The 23,994-nt window shown below is 39.5% G+C and carries 20 protein-coding genes and 1 tRNA gene; 3 read left to right on the top strand and 18 right to left on the bottom strand.

The window, feature by feature from the left end:
* Window positions 1-181 precede the first annotated feature (181 nt).
* Entirely contained in the window at window positions 182-601 is a 420-nt protein-coding gene (locus GVK91_RS15295) for an ester cyclase (RefSeq protein WP_159729907.1), read from the top strand.
* 444 nt (window positions 602-1,045) lie between these two features.
* On the opposite strand, the gene GVK91_RS15300 is transcribed toward GVK91_RS15295, so the two are convergent.
* The 14 genes from GVK91_RS15300 to GVK91_RS15360 all read right to left on the bottom strand — a co-directional run bounded on the left by GVK91_RS15300 (window position 1,046) and on the right by GVK91_RS15360 (window position 18,746).
* Window positions 1,046-2,350 carry a S41 family peptidase gene (locus tag GVK91_RS15300; protein WP_159729908.1) on the bottom strand — a complete coding sequence of 435 codons (1,305 nt, stop codon included), beginning with the start codon at window positions 2,348-2,350 and terminating at the stop codon, window positions 1,046-1,048.
* 168 nt (window positions 2,351-2,518) lie between these two features.
* Window positions 2,519-4,672, bottom strand: coding sequence for a M48 family metallopeptidase (locus tag GVK91_RS15305; protein WP_159729909.1), 2,154 nt, complete (start codon window positions 4,670-4,672; stop codon window positions 2,519-2,521).
* Window positions 4,673-4,734: 62 nt separating this feature from the next.
* On the bottom strand, window positions 4,735-6,003 hold the full coding sequence (locus GVK91_RS15310) for an OmpA family protein (RefSeq protein ID WP_159729910.1): 1,269 nt from the start codon (window positions 6,001-6,003) through the stop codon (window positions 4,735-4,737).
* 228 nt (window positions 6,004-6,231) lie between these two features.
* On the bottom strand, window positions 6,232-6,405 hold the full coding sequence (locus GVK91_RS27515; RefSeq protein ID WP_235032937.1) for a hypothetical protein: 174 nt from the start codon (window positions 6,403-6,405) through the stop codon (window positions 6,232-6,234).
* A 208-nt stretch (window positions 6,406-6,613) separates the two neighbouring features.
* Complete coding sequence (locus tag GVK91_RS15315; protein ID WP_159729911.1) at window positions 6,614-7,594, bottom strand: hypothetical protein; 981 nt, start codon at window positions 7,592-7,594, stop codon at window positions 6,614-6,616.
* 465 nt (window positions 7,595-8,059) lie between these two features.
* Window positions 8,060-8,230, bottom strand: coding sequence for a hypothetical protein (locus GVK91_RS15320; protein ID WP_159729912.1), 171 nt, complete (start codon window positions 8,228-8,230; stop codon window positions 8,060-8,062).
* Between the two features lie 28 nt (window positions 8,231-8,258).
* Complete coding sequence (locus GVK91_RS15325) at window positions 8,259-9,032, bottom strand: hypothetical protein (protein WP_159729913.1); 774 nt, start codon at window positions 9,030-9,032, stop codon at window positions 8,259-8,261.
* Window positions 9,022-9,996 carry a c-type cytochrome gene (locus GVK91_RS15330; RefSeq protein ID WP_159729914.1) on the bottom strand — a complete coding sequence of 325 codons (975 nt, stop codon included), beginning with the start codon at window positions 9,994-9,996 and terminating at the stop codon, window positions 9,022-9,024. The genes GVK91_RS15325 and GVK91_RS15330 overlap by 11 nt, the downstream gene beginning before the upstream one ends.
* Before the next feature lie 124 nt (window positions 9,997-10,120).
* A complete protein-coding gene (locus GVK91_RS15335; RefSeq protein ID WP_159729915.1) occupies window positions 10,121-10,837 on the bottom strand; it encodes a LytTR family DNA-binding domain-containing protein in 717 nt (238 codons plus the stop codon).
* The gene (locus GVK91_RS15340) at window positions 10,834-11,985 is read right to left on the bottom strand and encodes a sensor histidine kinase (RefSeq protein WP_200845642.1); all 1,152 of its coding nucleotides are present in this window, start codon (window positions 11,983-11,985) and stop codon (window positions 10,834-10,836) included. The genes GVK91_RS15335 and GVK91_RS15340 overlap by 4 nt, the downstream gene beginning before the upstream one ends.
* Window positions 11,986-12,251: 266 nt before the next feature.
* Entirely contained in the window at window positions 12,252-13,061 is an 810-nt protein-coding gene (locus GVK91_RS15345; RefSeq protein WP_159729916.1) for a hypothetical protein, read from the bottom strand.
* Between the two features lie 252 nt (window positions 13,062-13,313).
* Window positions 13,314-14,819 (bottom strand): RagB/SusD family nutrient uptake outer membrane protein, encoded by a 1,506-nt coding sequence (locus GVK91_RS15350; protein ID WP_159729917.1) that lies wholly within the window; start codon window positions 14,817-14,819, stop codon window positions 13,314-13,316.
* A 10-nt stretch (window positions 14,820-14,829) separates the two neighbouring features.
* The gene (locus tag GVK91_RS15355; protein ID WP_159729918.1) at window positions 14,830-18,018 is read right to left on the bottom strand and encodes a SusC/RagA family TonB-linked outer membrane protein; all 3,189 of its coding nucleotides are present in this window, start codon (window positions 18,016-18,018) and stop codon (window positions 14,830-14,832) included.
* Window positions 18,019-18,116: 98 nt separating this feature from the next.
* Window positions 18,117-18,746 (bottom strand): YceI family protein, encoded by a 630-nt coding sequence (locus GVK91_RS15360; RefSeq protein WP_159729919.1) that lies wholly within the window; start codon window positions 18,744-18,746, stop codon window positions 18,117-18,119.
* Between the two features lie 575 nt (window positions 18,747-19,321).
* On the opposite strand from GVK91_RS15360, the gene GVK91_RS15365 reads away from it, so the two are divergent.
* On the top strand, window positions 19,322-20,584 hold the full coding sequence (locus GVK91_RS15365) for a hypothetical protein (RefSeq protein WP_159729920.1): 1,263 nt from the start codon (window positions 19,322-19,324) through the stop codon (window positions 20,582-20,584).
* A 257-nt stretch (window positions 20,585-20,841) separates the two neighbouring features.
* On the top strand, window positions 20,842-21,060 hold the full coding sequence (locus GVK91_RS15370) for a hypothetical protein (RefSeq protein WP_159729921.1): 219 nt from the start codon (window positions 20,842-20,844) through the stop codon (window positions 21,058-21,060).
* Window positions 21,061-21,236: 176 nt separating this feature from the next.
* On the opposite strand, the gene GVK91_RS15375 is transcribed toward GVK91_RS15370, so the two are convergent.
* The 4 genes from GVK91_RS15375 to GVK91_RS15390 form a co-directional block, all read right to left on the bottom strand.
* Window positions 21,237-21,389 carry a hypothetical protein gene (locus tag GVK91_RS15375; RefSeq protein WP_159729922.1) on the bottom strand — a complete coding sequence of 51 codons (153 nt, stop codon included), beginning with the start codon at window positions 21,387-21,389 and terminating at the stop codon, window positions 21,237-21,239.
* 125 nt (window positions 21,390-21,514) lie between these two features.
* Window positions 21,515-22,837, bottom strand: coding sequence for a site-specific integrase (locus GVK91_RS15380; protein WP_159729923.1), 1,323 nt, complete (start codon window positions 22,835-22,837; stop codon window positions 21,515-21,517).
* A 186-nt stretch (window positions 22,838-23,023) separates the two neighbouring features.
* A tRNA-Lys gene (locus GVK91_RS15385) sits at window positions 23,024-23,096 on the bottom strand.
* 134 nt (window positions 23,097-23,230) lie between these two features.
* Window positions 23,231-23,992 (bottom strand): hypothetical protein, encoded by a 762-nt coding sequence (locus tag GVK91_RS15390; protein ID WP_159729924.1) that lies wholly within the window; start codon window positions 23,990-23,992, stop codon window positions 23,231-23,233.
* Window positions 23,993-23,994: the final 2 nt, after the last annotated feature.

A 23,994-nucleotide genomic window follows, 5' to 3' on the forward strand; every position in this document is an offset into this window, starting at 1 on the left:
CTTAGTTCCTTCAATGCTAGCTCCTTCCATGCTAAAACTAGTTTCTAATTATTAAAATAAAAGAATTTAAGTCTTCATATGACCAATATTATAATATTTGAAAGCAGCTGAAATAGAAACCTGCTTAGCTAAACTGTCAATGAGTATCGATAAATAATGTAGATAAAAACAATACTAAAATATGAAAAGCAATAAAAACATAGTCACAGACTTCGTAAATGAAATCTGGAACGAGAAAAAGATAACAAATATCCAAAGATATTTAACGGATGAATTTGTCGACCACTCACTGCCTACGGGTATGCCCAAAAACTGGGAAGGGACACAGAAATGGATAATGGCAACAAGTGTATCATTTCAGCACTTAACAGTTATTGAAGATATAATCAGTGAAGGGGATAAAGTGTTCATGCGAATTTCAATGAAACTTAGACATACTGGACTATGGAGAAACTATCAGCCCACTGGCACAGAAGTAACCACAGAGGGCTATAGACTATTTAGAATCTCCAATGGACAGATCACTGAACATTGGGCAACAATTGACGGTAGCAAGATTGAAACTGCTATTTTAGGATCAGAACATCGATGTAAGGTTTAGCGGCCAGTTTTATTCCCTACATCTTCAAAACTAAGTGAGGCATCCTAAGTTTCTAGGATGCCTCACTTAGTTTTGAAGAGTATAACTTCTTTTAGGAGTCGGAAATTAAATGCATTTTGTCTCTAAATATCAAAAAAGAAATGTCAACTATATTCACTATACTCATTGCGTTTTTTTGAACATTAGAATTTAAACAGGAAGTTAATAACTTAAAGAACTAGTATTGAACCACTATGCTTTTCAATTACCCTTCTAGAATTGCAAGTCAGTCTCCTAAAAAATACCGGAGCACATTTTAGCCGTATGTTGAAAAAATTGGTGATCAAGTCGCGTTTAAAAAAATTGAGGTAAAATTGCCACTGAATGTAATACCCTTTTAAACTTCTTCCAGAAGCTTAAACTGCTTCACTATCTAGCTGATTTTTTTAAATAAACTTTATCTAACTATTTGACGAAAATATATGAATTTTCATTTCCATTCGTCAAAACCGTTTTAGGGTTTTTTGGGTCTTTTATTATTCTGTTGTCGACTATAAAAACATAACTTAAATCACCTGGCTCAACTTCTGTTTCACCCACCCATTTTTCGTTAACTTTGGTCAATAAAAAACTTTTTCGGCTGAATGAGTTAAAAGTCCCTGCTACAGCTACTTCTTTCGCTCCATCAAAGCCCTCCAATTGAAAAGTAACTTTCATTAAAATAGGTTTCTTTAGTTCAAGCAATGCTTCTTCTAATCCACCTCTACTCGACTGATTTTCTGCACAGAAAAGCAATTCCTTCAATGCTAACAGGTTAGCCTCATATAGTGCAAGAATAGATTTTACTTCTTTATCAGGTTTAACACCAACATTTTCCCAGTTTGTATTACTAATAGGACTTATGCTTGCTGCATAAGGAACGGTGACAGAAAAATTAGAACTTATCTTTTGCATTTCAGATGGATTTGCTCCCCCTCTGGTCACCTCCCCTATAATGACTCCTCGTTTCAGTTGCTGAAGATTATAGGCGAAAGCCTCTCCCCCTGAAAAAGTTTTTCCACTGGTTAACACATAGATCGGCTTATCCAAGTACAAACTCCCAGGCACATAACCATAAGTCCAAAATTGCTTTGTGGTATTAGTCTCACGAGTATAAAAGTTATCAATGTGAACTGGATTTTTAAAGAAATAGCTAAAAACAAAAGGTATTGTGTTTTCATCAAGACTTCCCCTACAATCCCGAAGATCTATAATCAATGCTTTTGTATCTTTTACGTAATTCATTGCAGCTATTAAGGTATCTGCACAATCTCTCAAGGGGCCAAATAATGGGATACTAAGATAGCCGATATTTCCCTTAAGGATAGCCTTCTCCTTTATGCCATAGTTATTTTCAATCATCAGATTTTTCAACCATTGATCTCCTGATAGTTCCCGCTTTGTGGTTCTTTGACCATCCATTTTGTTTGTTTCACTATACAAAACCTTTAAATGCTGATCTTTTGTAATCTTTTGAAGATCTTGAGTTAACTGGAATGCAAATTCATTGCCTGTCGATATCGTATCGTACTTGCCCTTTGTATAACTCTCCCAAATCGTTCTTTCAAGTTCCGGTAAAATATCTGATGACACATATTTGGCTTTTAGAAGATTGAATGTCGAAATGATGGTCTGTTTTTTTTTATCGCTGTCGAGCTGAGCATATCCGTTTAAGGAAGCCATGAGGCTGCCTATGAGTAAGTATGTTTTTAACCTATATCGCAAATACATAACTTTTGTTTTAAAATATGATTATAAATAACTTAGCGCAAATGCTGGAACAAATATAATGAACGAGTTTAATTAACTCCGTTTTCATTATTCGTCATGTTTTTCATAATACTTTTCCAATAGCTTTTTACCTGTCCTTTGATACGTGAAATCAGATAACCGAGCTTTTTACATACCCAACCCGCTCCAAAGCTCCGCTAACATGCCTTTTGGTGTAACATAAGACCCCGAATTAAAGCCCCATCCCAGTTCTACACCTGCTTCGACCTGACTTAATGAACCGGCAACTTCGCTGTCTACTCCAGACCAAGCACTGGTCATTGCAGCTCCTTTGAGCCCCGCGTCTCCGATTTGCCCCTTACCATCGAAAGTAATATAGGCCGTCGTAGATACCTCTACCTTTGCCCCCGCCTTCCAACGAATCGGGGTAAGCATCGAGGGTACTTCGATTGACTCATCAAGCCAGCTTTTAATTACACTGATCGTATTGCTTTTTTTGATATGGTCGCTCTTCAGCTGTAGCTTAACTCCATCGAGCCAAAAAGCTACTTTTTTGCTTAGTTTCCCAAATTCTGCTGCCTTTATAAAGTGATCGAGTTTCAGTGATATAATACTTTCTTTACAATTTATTTTGAGAGATATTGCTCCAAAGTCGAGCTGACTATTTATGGGACAATAGGGTTTTACAAGATCCTCGAAACGATAAGTTTCGAGCATTTTTTCCAATTGTAAGCAAAAAGGATCTTCTGGCTTAAAACCGACAACTTTTCGTATGTTAATTAGATAATCCTTCGCCGCGTGATAGTATTGTGCGTTGGCCATGTGTGGGTCTGTGCCCAACAGATAGCCCCATTTTGAGTTGAAGAAAAAGCGTTCCCTAGCCAACTGGAGCTGCCGCTGATCATAACGTTCAGCTGCAGTTGCACAGGCTTCAAGAAATACATCCAACCGTGCGTTTTTGACTTTACATTCTTCCAGAGTTAACTGTTCCAATATCTTACAATCATTTCCCTTCCCTTCACCGCAATCGTAAGGGCTTTTCTTTTCGACATATTGGGTAGTTATATTTAAGATATCATTTTCGTAAGTTTGTTTTCGATATGCTATTTCTGAACGGTATTGTTCTTCGATTTTTTGCATCTCTTGCGGAATAGCAGTATTTATGTACCTGTTCGTGTATACTTTTGTAGCGATCTGGTTTATTGGGGAAAATAGCATCTTATTTATCTTACCATACCGCATCGCTTCTTCTTGAGCTCGTTTCACAGTTTCCCTCGTTTGGGCCAAAGAACGCTGTTCTTCTTCCTGGATGGATACACTTAAATTTTCGATCATACGATCTATTTCTGTCATGAAGGCCAGCTGTTCTGCTCGGACAATTTCGGTTTGACCATGTTTACGCTGTAGAGTTGGTTTTTTAAATTTATAGATGTTAAAATAGTCCGGAATATTTTTTTTATGGGCTAGAAAGTCGAATTTTTCAGAAGAAGGATCCAGCTGGTCTAAAAGTTCCAGCGCCTCAATAGTCATTCCACCTTCGATGGAGTTTTTTGCATATTCCACCGCTTCCGTTTTATTACCTTTTTCAGCGGTCAGGTTTGCAGCGGTTTTGTTGGCCATAGCATGCTTTGGTTCAAGCATGAGGCATTGAGCAAAATAATACATTGCACTATCACCCATCCCTACGGACGCAAATGCCTGTCCCATATTGTTGAGCACCATAGCATTTTTTTTATAATGAGGTACCAGTCCGCGTAAAATGGGAATAGCTTGTGGTGCTGCACCACAGCTAGTGAGCATCGCACCAAAATTATTTGTCGAGAGATCATTTAACGGATCCTTTAAAACTGTTCGCCCCCCCAATAAGAGAGCGGCATCTTCAGATTCCATAAGATATAAATAATAGGAGAGTTGGCTCATTATGTTGGAATTGGTATCCGTTCTTTTTTCGATATTATTTACAATGTCAACAACTTCCGGATCCATTTTTTTTTCCAAACGATCAAGTAACTTATCCACGTATTCGGTTAACTTCTTTCCTGTAAAACTTGCCTTGGACACTTGTGTCACATTCGTCTTTGCTGTTCCCCGCCCCACCTTCTCAGTATTGGTAGAAATATGCTGAACTGGATATTCTTTCTTCAATCTTTCGAGCATGGCCTTGTCTGGAAGACTTCCATTACGCATGATCTTTTCGATCTCAAGTTTAAGTGTCTCTGCGCCTGGCTTGCCCGTCGCCACCCTTTTACGTTGAGCGTATGATTGAAAAACCATAATTAATATAAATACACTGATAGTGAGTGCTTTAAAGATATTTTTCATAGTAAATAAATAATCCTTATGCGTTCAGATTTGAAAAAGGTCAGGTCCCTTGAGAGGATATCCTAAATTTTGATAAATTCAACCCGACGATTTTCAGCTTTACCTATTGCGGTGGCATTACTTGATAAAGGTTCATTTGATCCTTTACCATCTGTCGATAACATTGCTTCTTTTACGTTATAGCTGTCTACCAATATTCGTTTTACTGATTCGGCACGTTTGAATGACAAGGAAAGATTCGATTCTACATTACCATCGTTATCCGTGTGCCCGACAATCTTTATCTTCATAGTTGGAGATTCATTTATGGCATTTGCGATTTCTTTGATCAGACCGTATGATGCTGGTTTAATCTTATCAGAATTGACATCAAACTGAATACCATTTGTGACGAAGCGACCACTATCCAGCAATTTGCTGCGCATATCAGGTGATCCTGATGCGATCCGGAGATTGCTGATGTAAAAGGCTGGATACCCCTCTCTAGTTTTAGGGCCATTGAACAACATCTGGTTAAAATTAGCGGGATTTGCCACTGCTGTAGGTAGATCAAGTACTTTAATTTGTCCATACCACAACCTGAGACGTTCCTTTTGTATTGAAAGCGCAACATGTACCGCTGAACGATAATTACTTTGAAATCCAGCTAAAAAAACTTTATCTGATTTCAATTTCTGATTGTTATTTTCTCGGGAATCAAGAGCGGCCACGACTTTATCTCTGTCAAAACTGTTACTAAAAAATAGGGCATTTTTGAGCGTGTAGTTATAGACATCTAAGCGTTTTGCCCTATCTCCCCTATCGAAAAGCTCAAAATGAAAGCCTGGAAAAACAGCGGAAGATTTAAGATCCAAATTTACAAAGAGGTCAAATTCAACTGTGAAATTTTCAGGGAGCTTAAGGGTAGGAGATAACATACTGCCGGAATTGATCTGTAACCATTTTCCTTGCTGTCCTTCAAGCGAAACAATCTCACCAGAGCCGTTAGTAAACCATTTCAGGGGGAATTCACCCATTGCATCCTGTTCAAAATTATCAAACAACAATGTATTCTCGCCAGGGATAAAATCAAATTTGGAATAAGCGGTAATTTCGGTAACTTTTTTTTCTTCTCCGAGCTTTACTTCCCTCATTTCACCTGCAGAAGATTTGTTCTTTGTCGGAACTGGACCATCAATTGCATTTTCTATTTTTTTGGCCCCCTTCCTAATAATGAGTTCTTGGCCTGCACGAGAAGCCTTTTCACCTAACCCTTTGAGAAAACCTTGACCATGTGCGGCAAGGCATGTTGCTTGAACAGCAAGCATCATATATAGAATTTTTTTTACCATTTTTTTATTTTTAACAGGTCACAAGTTATATCTAATATTACATGAACGGCAATACTGCATATAAACAATGAACTTTTGTAGATAGAAAGCTGATTGTTTATCATATTAAACTTATTTAAGGACATTTTTATAAATACATGTTATTGGTCTACAAATCATTACTGTATATCTAATTATATCACCGAATGGAAAAAAGGTAAATTTGATTATCGAATCAATCATCAATTTTTATGAGCCAATCTCCAATAGACAACAAAACCCTTTCAACATATGCTTGATGCCCTTAAGCACATGAATAGATGATTTCGGATTATAGTTTTTCTTTAACGATTCAGCCATACGGGAGCTACGATAACTAACGTCTACAGCTACAGTAATATCTTTGTCACGGTTAATTATCAAAACAGGGCATTTTACTATTAATAGAAAGTCAGGATATTTATTTGGGCCACATGATAAAACTGTGGACTGCTTAAAATCTTTACTCGCCTATAGAATCTTTAGTCATTGCTTTACGCTCATCTGTAGAGGATATTTTACCAAATTCTTCATCAGCTATACCTTTTATAGATATGAGCTGGCTGAAAAGCGTTTACAACGTATGCTCAAACTATAACGATAAACCGATTTCCAAAGCATCCCAGTTACTTTTAAATGATGATACCATCGTTGGAGTATTTTTAAAATTGGGTGTAAAGGCAACGGTCGATGTACCTGTTGCATTATCAGGCTTTAGGCCAAGGTTTTCATAGACATTGGCCATGGTGCCTGTTGCCTTCATCTTTAATTTTCGACCATCCGATAACTTTGCATTGATGGTATATTTACCGACCGGAATATTGTGGATACTGAAAATGCTGGTATTACCAATTTTCTTGGTAATTCTAAAAGATTTAGTCTCTCCGTAGAGACATTTTCCAATAGGGATCAGTTCAATATCAATAGTGCCGTCTTCGGGTAAATACGCATCATGTTGATAGGGATCATTTTTGTAATTCACATTAAAATTAAACGACAATGCGCCCCCATAGTAGTTACTTTCATTGCTTGGCTGTTGTGCTACGTTATCCGGATCAGCCGGCCCGTAAGACAATAAAGTAAAATTTCTTACAATACCTTGTCCGGAAGGAAAAGATGTTGTGCCACCGACAGGATACAGAGCTAAAACAGCGGGTGTCTCTTGATAGGTGATAGTTGTTGCCGTCCCAAAAAAATATGCGGCTCCCATTGGTATATTAAATTCATAATATCCTTTTTCGTCAGTCAAGGCAGACCCACTGGAATACCAACCTCCTGTCAAAGATGAAGACACCGCAATATGTGCTCCCTTTAATGGTTTGCCGCTAAGATCAGCCACATAGCCCCGAGCGACTCCGGGTTTGGTAGACAACGCGGGAAAAATAGGCATACGTGGAATAGTAGCGCCCATCACATTGACATAATATTGTGTACCGGACAAGCTGAAAGTTGCGCGCCCCTCTACAACAGGCAGTTCAGGCTGCGGTACCCAATTTGCGTTCTGTTCTCCGCCATCGGTTGCTTTCGAACAGCTAAATAACAGCAAAGCTGCTAACAATAAATTCATTTTCATAATACAATATTTTTATTTACAAAGATCTTTTCAGAACGTCACTAATGAAAAAAGAACCTCCAAACAATCCTTTAATAGCGTTATAAGAATAATTTTGGTAGACTAACGACACAAATTCGTAGCTGTACTACATTCGATAATATGCAAAAACGTCGGTAGGCGGCTACCTTAACTTTCAACCATTCCTCCAGATATTCATTGCAGCCTTTTAGTTCATTAGGTATCCACTGGGATTCACCACAATAAGATTCCCTCCTTTCCAAACTCCAATAATAGGGGGCCACCTATAGATTATATATTCGATCAGCGAGCCCGATTGCCCATATTTCCTTCGGTTGTCGTTTGATCCTTGTGAGACTATCGCTCATCCTGTCTCTCTCATTTGACAGAAATGAATATTTAGATAATGCCGATACACCGTTCGCAACCTCCGGTCCAAAACGTACTATCAATTCAAACAGTGTATTACGGGGTATCTTCTAATGTGTCGTACAATAATGCACAAGTCAACGCTAATGTTCCTTCCATTTCAGGTGTCTTTTCAAACGCATTCCTAATTTCAGATACAACGCCTGCTATATGGCTGAAATATTCAAAATCAGCCGCCCTCAGTTTCTGAAAAGTTATGTTATTCATTTCAATCCATTGATTTAATTTACGATGCTTATTCTGCCCAGTGACAAGAACCAAAACGCTCCAGATCAAAAATTTCCTCGGTGAGTTTCCTATCCGATGAAAAATTCTGATATCGTACTGTACCAACCTGCTTTTTACCGACAAATTCTTTTGCTGATTCAGGAAACCAGAATGATCCATATTTTTTTATCTGGTATTGAATATCCCTTACTCTTCCACTCCGTCCTTCAATAAACCGCACTGGGTATAAGCCCTCCGTATCATACCAAACTTGGGCATTGTATCGATCCTCCAGCGAAGTAGCTCCAATAACGATAACTGGCCTTCCTTCCCAGATACCGTGCCCTTTTAGGCTACTATCCACTTGACTATAGGCAAGTACTTTTTTAAATCCAGCAAGATCATCGTAGTAGATATCACCCAGCATGTAATCCGTAAAATACTTCACTGTCTCTCCATTACTTACATGCTTAAATCGTTTGAACCAATAGCTCATCTCCCCATGAATAATTGTAGCCCTACCTTCATCTAAACTTCCTTGATCAATACGCGCTATGCCAGGATATAAATAGGCGTGATATTGAATGGAAGAATCCTCACGTCCATATTGCCTGGTGTCGACCTTCTTTACATAACTTATTGTCTTCGGCCATTTCCCTATATATCTTTGCTGTATTGATTCCAAAGAAATCATCTTGTGGGATTGACCGTAGGACTTTATTGTCAATAGACATAATAACAATAGGAAGATGGTGATGTAGCCATTAGGCTGATACATGCTGTAAAACGGTTTAATGACCATAACTCCTTACTTGTATCGGCGAAACCTTTGGTGGCAAACTCTTCAAATACCGGTAGATCGCTTTGACATCTTCGGGACTCATGCCAGCATACATTTTCCAAGGCATTGGCGAATTGAGTTCATCCTGGAGCAGTTGATGCAGTCTGTAGTTACTGTCGGCGTAGATCTTAAACCTACTGACAAACAGTTCTTCTGTCCAGTTACCGATCCCAGTATTGGGATCCATCGTGATATTAGGTGCACGGACAACGCCATTGGGTTGTTTAAATTCCATTCCCCCGGCAAACTCAGTTCCCGGCACGATCTTACCTTTATCCTGCTTGCTATGACAGTCCACACAACCTGCCGCATTGATAAGATATGCGCCATATTTAACCGTATCCCTAGGGGATGGCAGCGGTTGATGAGCTGCCAATACAGGTGATAACCTATTCAATAAATTAATGGGAAAATCCAGCTCACCTGGAGGAACCTCAGTTTTGACAACAGGTAATGTACGGATATATGCTATTATACTATAAATGTCTTCTTTGTCCATCTGGCCGAAGCGGTGATAGCCCATCACTGGAAACAAAGCCCGTCCATCTTTTCCTACCCCACTGGTGACAGCGCGATAAATCTCACCGTCAGTCCAGGAAGATAATTGATAGGGAGTCAGATTCGTTGAATAGATAGTACCGGGAAAACCGGCTTCTTTGCCGAATTTTTCACCTCCACCTCCGAGTGTTCCCGGAACTATAGGGCCACTAAAGGAAGACCAGTCCCGTTTACTATGGCAATCCATACAAACAGCAACATGATTGGACAGATATTTTCCCCGTTCAATACGGGTTGCTGTCTGTTCTATACGCAATACCGGAGCAGGACCTATGTCCGGTTTGGTGAAACGAACATAGGTGCCTGCAAGGACAACAAACAATAATACAACCCCAAGGATAATGACAAGATACTTTACTATTTTCATACCATACTATTTTTTGATAGAATCAAAATTCACCAAAAAATAATCCAGCATATAGCTTTGTCGACAAAGGGAGTATATGCAGCGACCAAAAGACGATCAGAACTGACCAACGGTTATATTAGATTCACTGTCGCAGTCTCCTACGACATTCATCTTTATAGTTTCTTCCTATTGGAAGTTCCTTGCCGAGAACTTCTATTGCATATGAATGATAGCTTTCTATTTTATCTATGGCAACAAGAAACGATCGGTGTATACGTAAAAACATATCCTCTGGAAGAAGTTCAGCCACAACACTGATCTTCTGCTTACTGACTAACGTCTTGTCAACCAGCACAACTTTAATATAATCCTTTAGGCTTTCTATCCAATAGATGTCCTTTATATTGATCTTGACTGTTTTCCGCTCAACACGGAGGTAGATAAAACTATCCGTTTTAGTTTCAATTTGGGGGACTGCGGCATGAAATTGCTGTATCAATGGTTTATAACCATTGAAAATCTTGTCCATTGCCCGTAGGAAACGATCGAAGGAAATAGGTTTAAGTAAATAGTCCACTGCATTCAAGTCAAAACCCTCCAAGGCATAGTCCTGAAAAGCAGTTGTAAAAATCACCTTCGGCGGGGCTTTTAGTGTTCTGACTAGTTCCGTACCTAGTAGCCCCGGCATTTTGATATCCAGAAATAGGAGATCAATATGATCTTTTTGCAGGATCTGAAAAGCCTGGATGGCATTACTACATTTTGCAACGAGTTCAATCTCACTGAAATTGCTCACATACTTTTCAATGACTTCAATGGCATGAGGCTCATCATCCACGATAAGGGTACGTATATTCATAAGCTACTGGTTCTGGTTCCAAATTCCACTTCCGGCACCGGATATATTTTGGGATGCTCTTTCCGCAAAATTGCAGCAGAAACATCCCCTCCGAATTGAATCTCCAAGATCACAAGATACATATCATCCTCTTCGAATATCGTTAAAGCATGCCTTTGTGGATACAACAGCTCGAGCCTTTTTCTTAAATTCAACAATCCAATATTACCACACGAGGAACCAGCAATATGATCGGGATCAGGGCGTCCATTTGAGACTTTTAATTTAAGTCTCCTGTCGTCCACATCTAAATCAATATTGATCCAAGCCTCCTCCATCATTTCACTTGCCCCATGCTTAAATGCATTTTCAATCAGAGGAATCATCAATAACGGCGCCACGAGCTGCTCTCCAATTTCACCCTTTAGATTAAAGTTGAGATCCAATCTGTCTCCATACCGTAGTCGCTCAAGTGTCAGGTAATTCTGAATGATGGCCACATCTCTTCGAAGGGCAACATAATCTGAGTCACATTCATAGAGCATATAGCGCAGGATATCCGACAGGCCCAACACGACCTCAGGTGATTTGGTAGATTGCTTCAGTGTCAGCGCATAGAGATTATTGAGGGTATTGAACAGGAAATGTGGATGGATCTGCGATTTTAAAAAGTTCAGTTCCGACTGCAATGCCACCTGCTTTCTTTCATGCCACATCTGCACAAATTTAATGACAAGTCCTATCCAAACGACAGAATTACTCTGTTCAAGGGCGTGAATAAAATACTCTGGGTTGGACAGTTGGTGCCAAAATGTTCCATCTAGTTTTTTCCATTTCGCCATGGGATTGAACTTACGCATTTCTTTGAGGAAGTACGGGTCAGCAAAAAGGATTTCTATTAGCCGATAGGCCAGCGCAGCGACGAAAGCCAAAAACAAAAGCATCAAAGCGAGCTGCAAATATTTCCTAGTATAGAGATATCTTGGGATGACTATATAGCTCAGGGTATAGAAATAGCATATATGTACCGGGATCAACATCATTAGCACTTTGAATACCGCCCAATAACCGGGCCCTCCAACTTGAAAAAGCACGGACAGAAAAGCGATAACACATATCCAAAAAATCAGGTGCGCATACAATCGGCTATTGACAATCCTTATTCCCATATACAAAGATACTTAATATTCTTTTCTGCCAGCCAGATCGTAGACGAAAGACAGTACTTTGTCGACCAACGGCAGAACCTTTCCATTCCAATATATATACCTCTTAGCCAGATTGTTCAACAAGGGTATATTGTGTTTGCAGACCAAACATATGACCAAGTAAGGTTATCTTCTTAGCCTCATACGATTTAATACAGAGACGTTTTAATCAATTACAAAATAAGAAAAGAGTATAACGATACTATCCTAAAAACTGAGATTGACCATCAGTACTGCAATACATCGGCGATTAACGCCCATTGGCCTTTACTCAAAAACCAGACCTGAACAAAATAACCACAGAATTTTCCGTTGGACCGATCCGCTTCATCCCTACTTAAGTTTCCAAAGCGATAATAAACTGTTCCCGTACAATCACTCCCCTCGCCTCGAAGTTGCATTACCATATTAGGGTCTCTTTGGGTTTCTGCATGCCGGAAGAATGCATTGCTATTAGGCCTTAAAAAGATCGCCTCAGGATGTACGTATTGCCCACCTGAAATAGCAAGAGCGGGAATTACTACCTGACCTACCATTCCATCCGATGCCAAAATATATTCTTTTCTCTCCTGTTGCTTCAAGTAATGGATAGGTTCCTTTGGAATATCCCTTAGATTTACCCCTCCATCAAACAGTATCTTAAAAACTCCGGCACTATCTTTTTCCCAAATAGAGAAGGTTAAACCGGCACTTACAGACGAGCCATTACGCTCCCGGAAATAGCGAAATGGTCCTGTCGCAAAGCCAAAGTCCCCTATACGGTTGGAAAATACGTAAAATGGAATCCACCACAAGAGATCGGTGGTATCATTAGAAACGTTCCGATAATAGCTCAATGCATTGACGAACTTGTTTCCTACCAGGATCTGCCCCGTTGGTGCCATATATTTTTCAAAAGCATTCTTTATACCCTCCCTTTTCGCCGTCTCGGCAAATGCCAGCTCACTGGCCATTACCGTCCCTTCTGTCTGCGCAATTACCTGGTACGAAAAAAACACTGTACCCACTATAAGAGATGAATAAAATAGGCTTTTCATAATAATTATCTTTTCTTGTAAACTCTATAATCAAAAATATATAATAGATTTGCCAGAACGGATTAAGTCCGATTGATAGCTTGATTCTGTCGATAGATAATTTATATCGTCGACAAGTGTCAGCGATCCAAAATGGATTGATGAATAAAAAAAGGGTACCAGAAAGATATAGTAAATCAATTTCGGCACCCCAAATCATAAAAACATCAAATAAAAAGAACCTTCCAGCACGCTGGTTTGAGTAGTAATAACCTATATTTCATTTTGCACAATATTTGGATTAGCATCCAGTTCGGTTCGGGGAAACAAAAACTCCCAGCGTTTATCACCTGCAGGTACCTCCATTAATCCATTTACTGAGCCACTGACATAATTTGGTACGATCGTACGCTTAAGTGGCTGGTTTAGGCGCTTGAGATCGAGAAAACGGAAGCCCTCGCCCCAAAGCTCTATCCGACGCTGTATCCAGATCTCCTCTGTCAAAGCCTGTCCGGATTTTGTGGAGCGAACTGCCTCCGGATCTCTTGCCTTCATAAATTCGTACAGAATATCCCGGGCCAGCTGATCCTGATCTCTTTCAACATAAGCTTCTGCGGCAATCAGGTATATCTCTGCAAGACGCATCAGTGGAACATCCCCAAGCGTACCACCCGCAGCTTTTATAGAAAATTTTCGAGACATATAAGGTTGTCTTGAAAAAGTTGTTAAAGGCAATGGAAAATTCGCAGCAGTAGGATTGGGTTCCCAAATATTCTTCCGAACATCGGTCGCAGAAATTCTATCATACAGCGCCGAATTGATACGTTTTGGATTTGCCCGCATAAAAGAAGTATTTGCATTATATCCAATCTGGGAAAAATAGGAAGCAAATACAGCATCCTGATCCGCAGTTGGCATTGAAGCCCAGATAAATTCACTCAGCGCATTGGCGTCATTAAAGCCCTTGAGATATTCGGAGTGCGTCATGAGCTTATATGTAGGTAGGGCAATCAATTGTTTCGCATATAAGATTGCATTATCATAATCCTGCATAATCAATGCTACCCGTGCCCTAAGGCCTATCGCTACATCGATATTGGCCTGGGACTTATTTGCTCTGCTCGAAACCTTCATGGAAATTGCACTATCCAGATCTTTTATGATAGCTGCATAGACTTCTTCCACAGTAGCCCTTGGGAGAGCAACATCACCCGACTTTAAAACTAATGGTACCCCCAATTGGCTATTGGTACCATTAACGGCACTATACCTTTTGCCGTAGAGCTGCACAAGAAAAGAATAGGCATAGGCGCGTAAAATAAGTGCCTGTGAACGAAGCACATTACGTTGGTCTTCACTCGCATTCACCTGGCCCACGTTGTCTAATATAAAATTGGCATCGCCAATAATCTTATAGAATGTCCTATAGTCAAATTCCATCAGCGCATGGCTCTCATTACGATGTCCTACCCAATTTCCCTCGCCAGTAGAGGTATACCAATTGGATGAACTGATTCCTAAATCCTCTCCCATAAAGTCCAAGGCAAGCATGACTCCACCCACACCGGGCTTATTTTGCGTATTATCTGTAACTAAGGTGGTTCTCGCAAACATAAATCGATAGATTCCGTTCACAGCGGTAGTTGCATTTTCCAATGAACTAAATATTTTGTCCGATGAAACACGATCTGTTGGCAACGTATCCAAATAGTCTTTTCCACAGCCCCCAACAAACACAGGCAGAGCTGCAATAAAAATAAATCTTACAAACTTTTTCATAATGTACTTCTTAAAATGATGCATGTAGTCCCAGTCCCCATATGCGAGTAGGAAGGTAAGTAGTTGAGTTCGTTCCATCGAACTGTTCGGTCGGATTCAGTCCTTGGCGCTTTGAAAATAGCATCAGATTCTCTCCGCTTGCCGTTATTCGCGCAGACGAGATACCTATCTTCGTCGTCCACGAATCCGGTAATCGATAGAATAAATTGACATTTCGGAAACTTATATAGGATGCATCGATAAGCCACCGGCTTGATGCTGCATTGATATTCGCGCTATTAGCCTGATCTATCCTGGGCATGTTACTTCCTTTATTAGAAGTGGTCCAAGCATTTACTGCATCGATGTGATAAGATTTCCCAAATGAACTTGTATTCATCAGCCCGGCATACTGACTATCATACACGTTACCGCCGATTTGGTAAGTCATCAGAAAAGAAAGACCTAGTCCCTTATATTCAAATTCATTCTGGAGCGAGCCTGTCCACTTAGGAATCGCTGTTCCCGAATATCCAAACATTGCTAAGTTCGAATTGGTCACATATTTTTTCCCATCAATGATTCGCATAGCATCTTCGGCTGTACCTTCGGCGGGGATATAGAGCGCAGCACCATCAGAAGCATCAACGCCTGCATATTGGCGTAACCAAAAAGCATAATAATCCTTTCCTACTTCCCTCCGTTTGCTTCCCGTTGTGATCACTGGTGTTTCTTTGGGCATTTTAGTTATCTCATTTTTAAATGTCGATAAGTTATTGGTCAATGTCCATCTAAAAGTTTCATTCCTTAGAATATCAGCTGCAAGAGAAATTTCCACACCACGGTTATACATCGACCCGACATTCTTGTATTCAAAACTCACTGCTGACGACAATGGGCGAGGTACTGACATTAGGAGACGGTCGGATCCGCGTCGATAATATTCGAATGTCCCTCTTAACCTATTTGAAAACAACGAAAAATCAAGCCCCAGATTAAAAGACTTAGATGTTTCCCATGTTAAGTCGGGATTTGGCAAACTATAGAGCAGTGTTCCCGGAAATGCACCGTTGCTAAAACCTAAGTCATAAAGTCCTTGGAAACCAAAAAAAATCTGATTGCCTGCTTTATCCAACAATTGGCTATTTCCGACCTGACCATAGGAAGTTCTAAATCTAAGATCATCTATCCAGCCATGTTTTGCTATAAAGTTTTCTTTAGATAGCTTCCAAGATCCTCCGATGGAAAAAAATGTTCCCCAGCGCTGATCGGGATTAAAAATGGAGGATCCATCCTTACGCACAGATCCATCCAAAAAATATTTTTCATCCAAGTTATAAGAAGCTTTAGCAAAATAGGATTCCAAACGGTTAACATTTTTCCGGCCATCTATAAAATAATTGGATACATAGTTTATCAATTCCGGGATATCCTCCGCAATCTGGCCGGTCTTTATGGCATTTCTGTCTCTATATAAAAAATCATAATTTTCATGGCCGGCCAAAATAGTTAGATTATGCTCGCCCAATGAACGTCTGTAAGTAAGTATTTGGTTAAACGTATAGGATTTTACGATGGAATTCGTTACTGAGCTCAGGCCAGCGTAGGAAAGACCATCTCCTACTGTATTATTATATGTATAGTCAAAATTACGATTGGAAAGGTCGATACTTACTGATGGAGTAAAAGTAAAATATTTGAGGAAGCTAATATCCATATAGCCCCGTCCGCCCAGCAGAACCCGGGTGTTATCCCGATGGTTTAAAATGGTTTCGTAGATGACGTGCCTGCCTGGGCTAGCACCCTGGGGCCTGTTGATCGCGCCGGGATGTAAACCATAATCGTAATACTGGCGGCCCGTTACGGGATCAATAACAGGCTCAGCAGTAACCTTGTCAAAAGCATGCACAGGATAAATTGCTCCCATACCCCGTATAAAATTAAATGGATTTGCAATGGCATTTGCATTGCCCGAACTGCTTCCTGCATCAAGAGCCAATTTGCCCGTGGAGCCTGTGCCATATATATTTACACCGGCCTTAAGCCAACTTTTAACCTTTGAGTCAATATTGATACGCGCGCTGAACCGCTGAAAATCAGAATTCAACATATAGCCTTCCTCATTCAAATATCCCAGCGAAGTATAATAGCTGGTCTGTTCAGCACTACCGGAAAGATTGATATTTGCTTCCTTTCTTTTTCCGGTACGCTGCATCGCTTTATACCAATCAAAATCATCGTATTTCAATCCCGCTGTTGGATTCATCTTCCCATTGCTATCCAAAATCTGATTGTCGGGAACATTAAATGGATTATATACCAAACTTTTAACTATATTGTCCAAAGCATATTGTGAGGCATCCTGCTCGGAAAGTCCCGTTCCAGAGTTTGGAAACATCTTGGAGTTTTTGATGGCCTGAAAAACGACCGGATAGTAGTCGTAGATGTCGACCCGGTCATATTCCTTAATCCCTCGTTGGGTAAAGCCTTGCTTAATACCCACATCAAGCTTTAGCGCACCTTTACCTTTTTTAGTCGTAACGATAATAACACCATTTCCGGCTCTGGATCCATATAATGCTGCAGAAGTCGCATCTTTTAGTACAGATACGCTCTCAATATCGTCGACATTGATATCGCCTATCGCCCCGTCAAATGCAGCACCATCTACAACAAGCAGCGGCTCGCTGGAAGCGCTGATCGAACCTATACCACGTAAGCGTATTGATGCGCCGCTCCCCGGTTGGCCATTGCCCGAGCTGACAGAGATACCGGGAGCCATACCCGCCAGAACGTTGGTCACATTTGAAACCGTACGTTTCTGCAGATAAGCTGCACTCAAAGTTGCAACCGATCCCGTTATTTCCGATTTTGCAGATTTCCCATAGGCGACCACAACGACCTCTTCCAATTCATGTCCCTTTTCCTCCAGTTTGATATTCAGGAGCTGAGATCCCTTTAATACAACATCCTGCGGCAGGAAGCCAACAGATGTAAAACGAAGCGTACTACCTGCGGATGCTTGGATTGTAAATCGACCATGATCATCGGTCTTGGAAACACTGGGAGATCCAAGCAATGAAACTGTTACTCCAGTTATCGGCTTTCCACTTGTCAGTGAGGTTACCTGCCCAGACAGTGCAGCAACCTGTCCTTTGGCCTGCATAACAAACAAAGTTGTGCAAGACCAAAGGCAACAATAGATAATTTTTCCTTTCATTAGGGTTAATATATTAGTGGTAAAATTGAGCCGACAAGGAAATCGGCCTGTACTGAATAGAAATAAATAACTGAGCATCTACCTCTTATATGCGATCGTTAAAAGCGTATAGCTTTTAGTTCCAGTTCTACTTCGATATCATTTTTAATCTTGTCCTTGGCAGGAAGATTGGGTTGCGATGCAAATGCCATTCCCCATTTCGTCCGGTCGAACTTAAACTTTGAAATGACTTTTACATCTGTTTCGGTAATATTGATTTTCGCAGGGATATCTAATGGAAGAGATTTCCCTATAAGATTTAAGCTTCCTTTGATCAGATAGTTATTTCCTTCGGCATCAATTTTACCTGTTTTCTCCGCCGCATCGATTTTATAGGTTACAAATGGATATTTCGCCAAATTAAAAAAGTCGACGGTCTGCAAATGTTCTCTGAGCTCATTTTTATTCTCCTCAGGCATACCTTCATTGGTTACTAGGATAGACCCTACAGAGATCTGTATTTCCCCCCCTGTAATCTTATCCCCTTCGATTGTAAGTTCTTCACCTTTCAGTCCGATGGTACCCTGATTAAAATATCCGGTTTCCAAATAGCCCCTCCAAGTTGCTTTAGAACCAGTTTCTAATACGAGTGTCTCATCATCATTAGTTTGTATTGAACCTTTTTCTTTTTTACAGCCCATTAAGGCCATTGTCAAACAAATTGCTGCAATTACATTTTTAGTTTTCATAGTTTAAAATAGTTTTTGATGCAATTATAACCACATACAAAGAGATTCACTACCTGTAATCGACAGAGAGCAAGTATTCATCGACAATTATCATATACCGGTTATTAACTCATATTATACCCCAAAATTTCCGTTTAACTAATTTTTCTTGTAATTGGTCGACAAGATTGTCGCGTCTATCGAATAGTCTACGAGCCAAAGTTTATTGACCTGATATTAGCGAACAGTTAGTAATAATTAAGTTTCATATTTTCATATGTGAGGACATGTCGTGAGGATATCTCCATCGTTTATTTAAGCAAGACCAGGGTCTCCCATAGATCCTGGCTCTTTTATTTATCAATTCTTCTCTGGCCAACAATACATCACCTGACCAATCAGTTATATATAGTTGAAAAATGGCCCACTTTAAAATACGTCTATCGACAAAACCACCCCATTTGTCTTTAATGTTTGAATTTAGTAGCACACCGATTTATTTTTGTAGTGACAATGTTTCCATGAAATATGCCTACAACAACGATCAAACAATATTAAGGTGTAGACTAAGGAAAATAACTAAAAAACAAAAAGCAATGAGACCTCTAAAAACTATAGCAATTTTATTTTCGTTTTTCTTGATCACGACCTCCTGCAAGAAAGATCCCAGCCCACAAAAGGAAAAGGCCAAACCATTAAAGGGTGACCATGGAATGCCCATAGGTAATGCTGTCACCAAAATCATCGGACCATCGGGAGGAAGCATTACCTCACCTGACGGCAAAATATCGCTTGAAATCCCCCCCGGAGCAGTAAATAGTAATACCCAGTTCGTAATTCAACCGATCACCAAAACGCTGGAAACAGCTACTGGTCCCGCTTACCGCTTAAGCCCGGAGCACGTGACTTTTCAAAAAGACATCAAAATCGAGATGAAATATACCGAGGAGGACCTACTCGGTACGAATGAAGATTTCCTCTACTTAACTTCTCAAAATCAGGAAGGCTTCTTCTATCGGTCAGTTTTAACTAATATAGATAAAGCAACCAACACGCTTTGGACCAATACCCGTCATTTCAGCGACTGGTACATAGAGCGCATATTTACTGTGGTTTCGAATAAGAAGCTCCTAGAGGCTAATGAGGAAGCAGCGATATTGCTTTTTTTTACCGAGACATTTCCAGATGGACAACTGAAAACAGGAGAGGCTGAAAAAATTAATAATGTAAGCTGGTTTGTAAATGGTCCGGGAGAGGTGAAGGGAATCGAAAATACAGGGCCATATCAAACTTTAGTCAAAGCGGTCTATAAAGCTCCCGCCAGTATTCCCGAACCAAAAATCATTGCAGTTGGAGGCCAAATCAAAAATATGATTAGCAAGACGCATCCCGATAGACCCGGTACCTCGGGCCTTGTTATTGTACAAACAGAGATTAGTCTTCAGGCCCAGGAATTTTTTACATGGGAATTGGGCGGAGCCAAACACATAGCCCTATCATTCGACGCTGGATTGCTCGGTAATAAGACCATGTTAATAGGAACCGGACTAACGGGCGGTATTAATATAGATCTGAATGCTTCAAAGCCTGGAGAATACGAAATCGGCCCCCCTAACGAAAGCGATAAATACAGTATTGTGGCCTTTTTATCAGGGAGTACACAAGTAATTTATCAGGGGAATTACTATAGATGTAATGAAAGTAATGTTAAATATGGGAAAGGTAAGCTTGTCATAGAGAAATATGGTAATATGGGCGGCTTTATCTCTGGAAGTATAGAGGCTACAGTCTATGAAATCGGTTGTGATCCCAAAAGTAAAAAGTTGAAAGGTAGTTTTAAAATGAAACGTAAAATGTAATTGTCGATTTTAGTCCATCCGACCCAAGGTAATCGCACGACGAGAAATGAAGTTTGAAGCACAGCAGCGCGCATAAAGGAAGATGTCAGTATGACATTCAGAGCTCCTTATCCACAGCAAGATGAAATTGGTCTGCCTCGTAAAAATATGATTAATTAAAATGCTTTTTTAGGTGAATATAAAGTTTGATGACGTACATTGTATTTGTATATTGTGAACAAAAGCTATTAATTCCATCATTACAAGTTAACCCAGTTATGAGCAATTTTGCAAACATATTGAAAGCACTTAAAACCAAACTTCAAGATATTGAGAGACAGGAATATGTAAGATTATCAGAGATTCATAAGGAACTAAGTGAAAAAGCGTCTTTTGCTACACTTATCGATAATTTGTGGATTGGAGGGTGGGGAAGAGAAGATTATAATCATTATACTGATCCCAACAACAGAAACAGAGCGATAGATTACATTTAAATCTATCTTTCCTGTTTAAAAAAAATCGTTTTTATTACTTAAGGCTCTGCCATTACTACCACTATTAAAATCTATTTGTTTGCGATGTCGAAATCCTGTCTTGATTTTTCAAAAAACTTATTGAAATAGACACTTTCGCTAGAATTTAACAAAGGAGGGCCGTCGATCCACTAAATTTATCTTTGAGGCTCGGTTGTAATCCAAATAAACAAGAGCCAAACAGAAAATGCTACGCCAAATCCAATCCATGGTGTTTTCATGCTGAGAGCGGCAAAAAAACCTATGGTTGCTATTATACAGGTGATAAAAAATAATACTACATTTTTCATAACCTTTTAGTTTTTTAATTTCTTTAGAACAGTAGGAAACAACTTCAAATAAACAACAAAACGATCTCTACGGTATCATAATATTTTGTCAAGAAATGTATCCATGACGTGTCCGTCTTGGATACTTATTTCTTAGGCTGCATTTTTTTCGCTATTTCTTTCTTCTTAATCAACGCCAATATTTTAGGTTCTGATTTTCTCAAAAATTGCATCACTTTGTGCTGAACATCATCAATGATCCTCCAATCTTTAGCTATATAAATATCCGTTACCCGATTCCCATTTTCTACATGATTGAGTGCTAAGGCAACATCATCTTTGCTCATTCTACAATCATTCCGAGCAGTATTGGCAAAGGTATGACGCGCACAATATAACGTAACACCATCTACCCCGAAAAGCTCCCTTAGCTTCTTCATACCGTGCTTTAGTGCAGAGTTAAAAGTCGTCCTGCTTGCGTATCGCTGAGATAGATTACCAAGATATTTCTCTAACAAAGGTTTTGCCTCATCTATAATCTTAATACTAATAAATGCTTTATCTTTTCGCTTTCCTTTGGTTTTTGATCGATTGTAATCTACTCTTCCATTCCTTAAATCATACTCGGTGATTTTAAATAGATCGACAGCATTCATACCACATAGATAGAAAGATAACATATATAAATCTCTAGCAAGTTCTGCTCTGCTGTTGGGAAGTACTTCACAATCACGAATTCTAATAACTTCTTCAAGATTATTATTTCTATTTTCAGTAAGAGGAGCTGAGCCTACTTTATATTTTTTGAATGGATAATGTTTTATTAATATAATGCCCAGATCTTCGTTATTGTAATTGTCTAAAGCGGCGTTGAATAATGTGCGAAGATCACGCATATAATTGTATAGACTTGTTTCAGAGACTGGCTTTGAAATTGTCGTAACAGGTTTGCCTAACTGATTTATTCTTGTTATTGTTCGTTTTGACTTTAAATAGCGTTCGAATTGAACTAGCATATTGTAATGAATTTCATTGATTGAAACGCTTTCCCTTTTAAAGAAATCAATTAAATGATTACGCACTGCACGGTGATTAGCAGCAGAGCCATCCCTTCCGTCGTCTTTTTCCTCTTGGATATAATTGCCACAAAACTTGATGAAGTCAATTTCTTCATCTTTGTTTTTGAGGTAATCCCTTAACGATTCTGCTGTAAAAAAATCCAGCTTATCTTCCAGCTCGCTAATTGTCTTCCGATACTCCTTTAGTTTCTTATCAACTATGTCTAGGACAAAAGGATCTTTGATATTAAATTCTTTTTTTCCTTTCACCTTAGCAAGCTGCTTTAGTGAAAGAAAGTGAGGAGTATCTATAAATTTTTTCTCCTCTTTGTGATAGACCCTAATTTTTACATTGTAAGTTCCATCTGCTTTTTTGTGGTGTTCATAAACCTTTGCGCTTACGGTTGCCATAATCTTTTCATTACCACGAAAACCTTTGTGACGTATTTGTGACGGTTTTACGTGAAGTTCAACAAAAAACTATGCAAAACACACCGTTTTGAAGGATTTCAAAACGGGTAGGGAGGAAGTTCCAAAACCGCCCTAAGGAACGCAAAAAAGCCGATTTACGCAAGTAAAAACGGCTTTTTTAGAAAGTGACCCCGCTGAGGCTCGAACTCAGGACCCACAGATTAAGAGTCTGTTGCTCTACCAACTGAGCTACGAAGTCATTCGATAATCCAAATGTAAGGTTCACCGTAGAAAAAGTCAAGTGGAAAAGCATATTTTTTTGACTTTTATGACATTCAAGCGAGATTTTTGGCAGCTGCCCGATAAAAAACAGACCAAAATAAGACAATTAAACTATTTATTCTTTCGCCCAATATTGCCTTGCGTCCCCACCACAGCGATCTTTCCCATAATCATTGGCTTAACTTCCATTTCTATTGGTTTATCCAGTTGCATTTTACTCCCTTTTTTGAATGGAATCACAACAGTTTTATAGCCAAGCATCTGTGCACGGAGCTCTTGATCTACTCGAAACAAAGATTGCGGTACCCAAAGTTGAAAATTTCCATTTTCATCCACTTTCGTACGATAATTTCCTAAGGATACTTCTGTGCCCACCATGCTTACATCGTTTCCAGCACAAACAACTTTACCTTTTATGCTTACCTTAGTACTATCATGGCTTCCTTTTAACGCTGAATTATCATTTGTTGATGAGTTGCCCCGACCTTGCTTCTTTATCTGATCATTTTTCGTTTTTGTTTGGACAACGACAACTTCTCCAGTCAGTTTGTTTTGTGCTTGAGCAGTATGAAAACTCAAGGATCCAACCAATAGGAGGCCCGCAGCAATCCCTGTCCACCTTCCTTGCCAAATAGGGTTTTTAGAAAAAGAAATAGTGGCATCCAATTCGCGCATCAACTGATCTTCATAAAATCGACCACATAACCCCCTACTGGCTTTTTTTATTTGATCCACAATTTCCTGATCATTCATCTGTGAAAAATCAACAACCATCTTCTCACATTGACCACAGAAACGGCCTTGTTCTTGTGGCGTCATCTTACCCCAATCTGCAGAGCAAGATTCTTTTACCTGTAATATAATCTTTTCCATAT

This window comes from Sphingobacterium sp. 18053 (genome assembly GCF_902706145.1).
GTDB classification, from domain to species: domain Bacteria; phylum Bacteroidota; class Bacteroidia; order Sphingobacteriales; family Sphingobacteriaceae; genus Sphingobacterium; species Sphingobacterium paramultivorum.

Coding starts and splice junctions, on each gene's coding strand:
- GVK91_RS15295 (WP_159729907.1), top strand. CDS start 182: ATGAAAAGCAATAAAAACATAGTCACAGACTTCGTAAATGAAATCTGG.
- GVK91_RS15300 (WP_159729908.1), bottom strand. CDS start 2,350: ATGTATTTGCGATATAGGTTAAAAACATACTTACTCATAGGCAGCCTC.
- GVK91_RS15305 (WP_159729909.1), bottom strand. CDS start 4,672: ATGAAAAATATCTTTAAAGCACTCACTATCAGTGTATTTATATTAATT.
- GVK91_RS15310 (WP_159729910.1), bottom strand. CDS start 6,003: ATGGTAAAAAAAATTCTATATATGATGCTTGCTGTTCAAGCAACATGC.
- GVK91_RS15315 (WP_159729911.1), bottom strand. CDS start 7,594: ATGAAAATGAATTTATTGTTAGCAGCTTTGCTGTTATTTAGCTGTTCG.
- GVK91_RS15320 (WP_159729912.1), bottom strand. CDS start 8,230: ATGAATAACATAACTTTTCAGAAACTGAGGGCGGCTGATTTTGAATAT.
- GVK91_RS15325 (WP_159729913.1), bottom strand. CDS start 9,032: ATGGTCATTAAACCGTTTTACAGCATGTATCAGCCTAATGGCTACATC.
- GVK91_RS15330 (WP_159729914.1), bottom strand. CDS start 9,996: ATGAAAATAGTAAAGTATCTTGTCATTATCCTTGGGGTTGTATTATTG.
- GVK91_RS15335 (WP_159729915.1), bottom strand. CDS start 10,837: ATGAATATACGTACCCTTATCGTGGATGATGAGCCTCATGCCATTGAA.
- GVK91_RS15340 (WP_200845642.1), bottom strand. CDS start 11,985: ATGGGAATAAGGATTGTCAATAGCCGATTGTATGCGCACCTGATTTTT.
- GVK91_RS15345 (WP_159729916.1), bottom strand. CDS start 13,061: ATGAAAAGCCTATTTTATTCATCTCTTATAGTGGGTACAGTGTTTTTT.
- GVK91_RS15350 (WP_159729917.1), bottom strand. CDS start 14,819: ATGAAAAAGTTTGTAAGATTTATTTTTATTGCAGCTCTGCCTGTGTTT.
- GVK91_RS15355 (WP_159729918.1), bottom strand. CDS start 18,018: ATGAAAGGAAAAATTATCTATTGTTGCCTTTGGTCTTGCACAACTTTG.
- GVK91_RS15360 (WP_159729919.1), bottom strand. CDS start 18,746: ATGAAAACTAAAAATGTAATTGCAGCAATTTGTTTGACAATGGCCTTA.
- GVK91_RS15365 (WP_159729920.1), top strand. CDS start 19,322: ATGAGACCTCTAAAAACTATAGCAATTTTATTTTCGTTTTTCTTGATC.
- GVK91_RS15370 (WP_159729921.1), top strand. CDS start 20,842: ATGAGCAATTTTGCAAACATATTGAAAGCACTTAAAACCAAACTTCAA.
- GVK91_RS15375 (WP_159729922.1), bottom strand. CDS start 21,389: ATGAAAAATGTAGTATTATTTTTTATCACCTGTATAATAGCAACCATA.
- GVK91_RS15380 (WP_159729923.1), bottom strand. CDS start 22,837: ATGGCAACCGTAAGCGCAAAGGTTTATGAACACCACAAAAAAGCAGAT.
- GVK91_RS15390 (WP_159729924.1), bottom strand. CDS start 23,992: ATGGAAAAGATTATATTACAGGTAAAAGAATCTTGCTCTGCAGATTGG.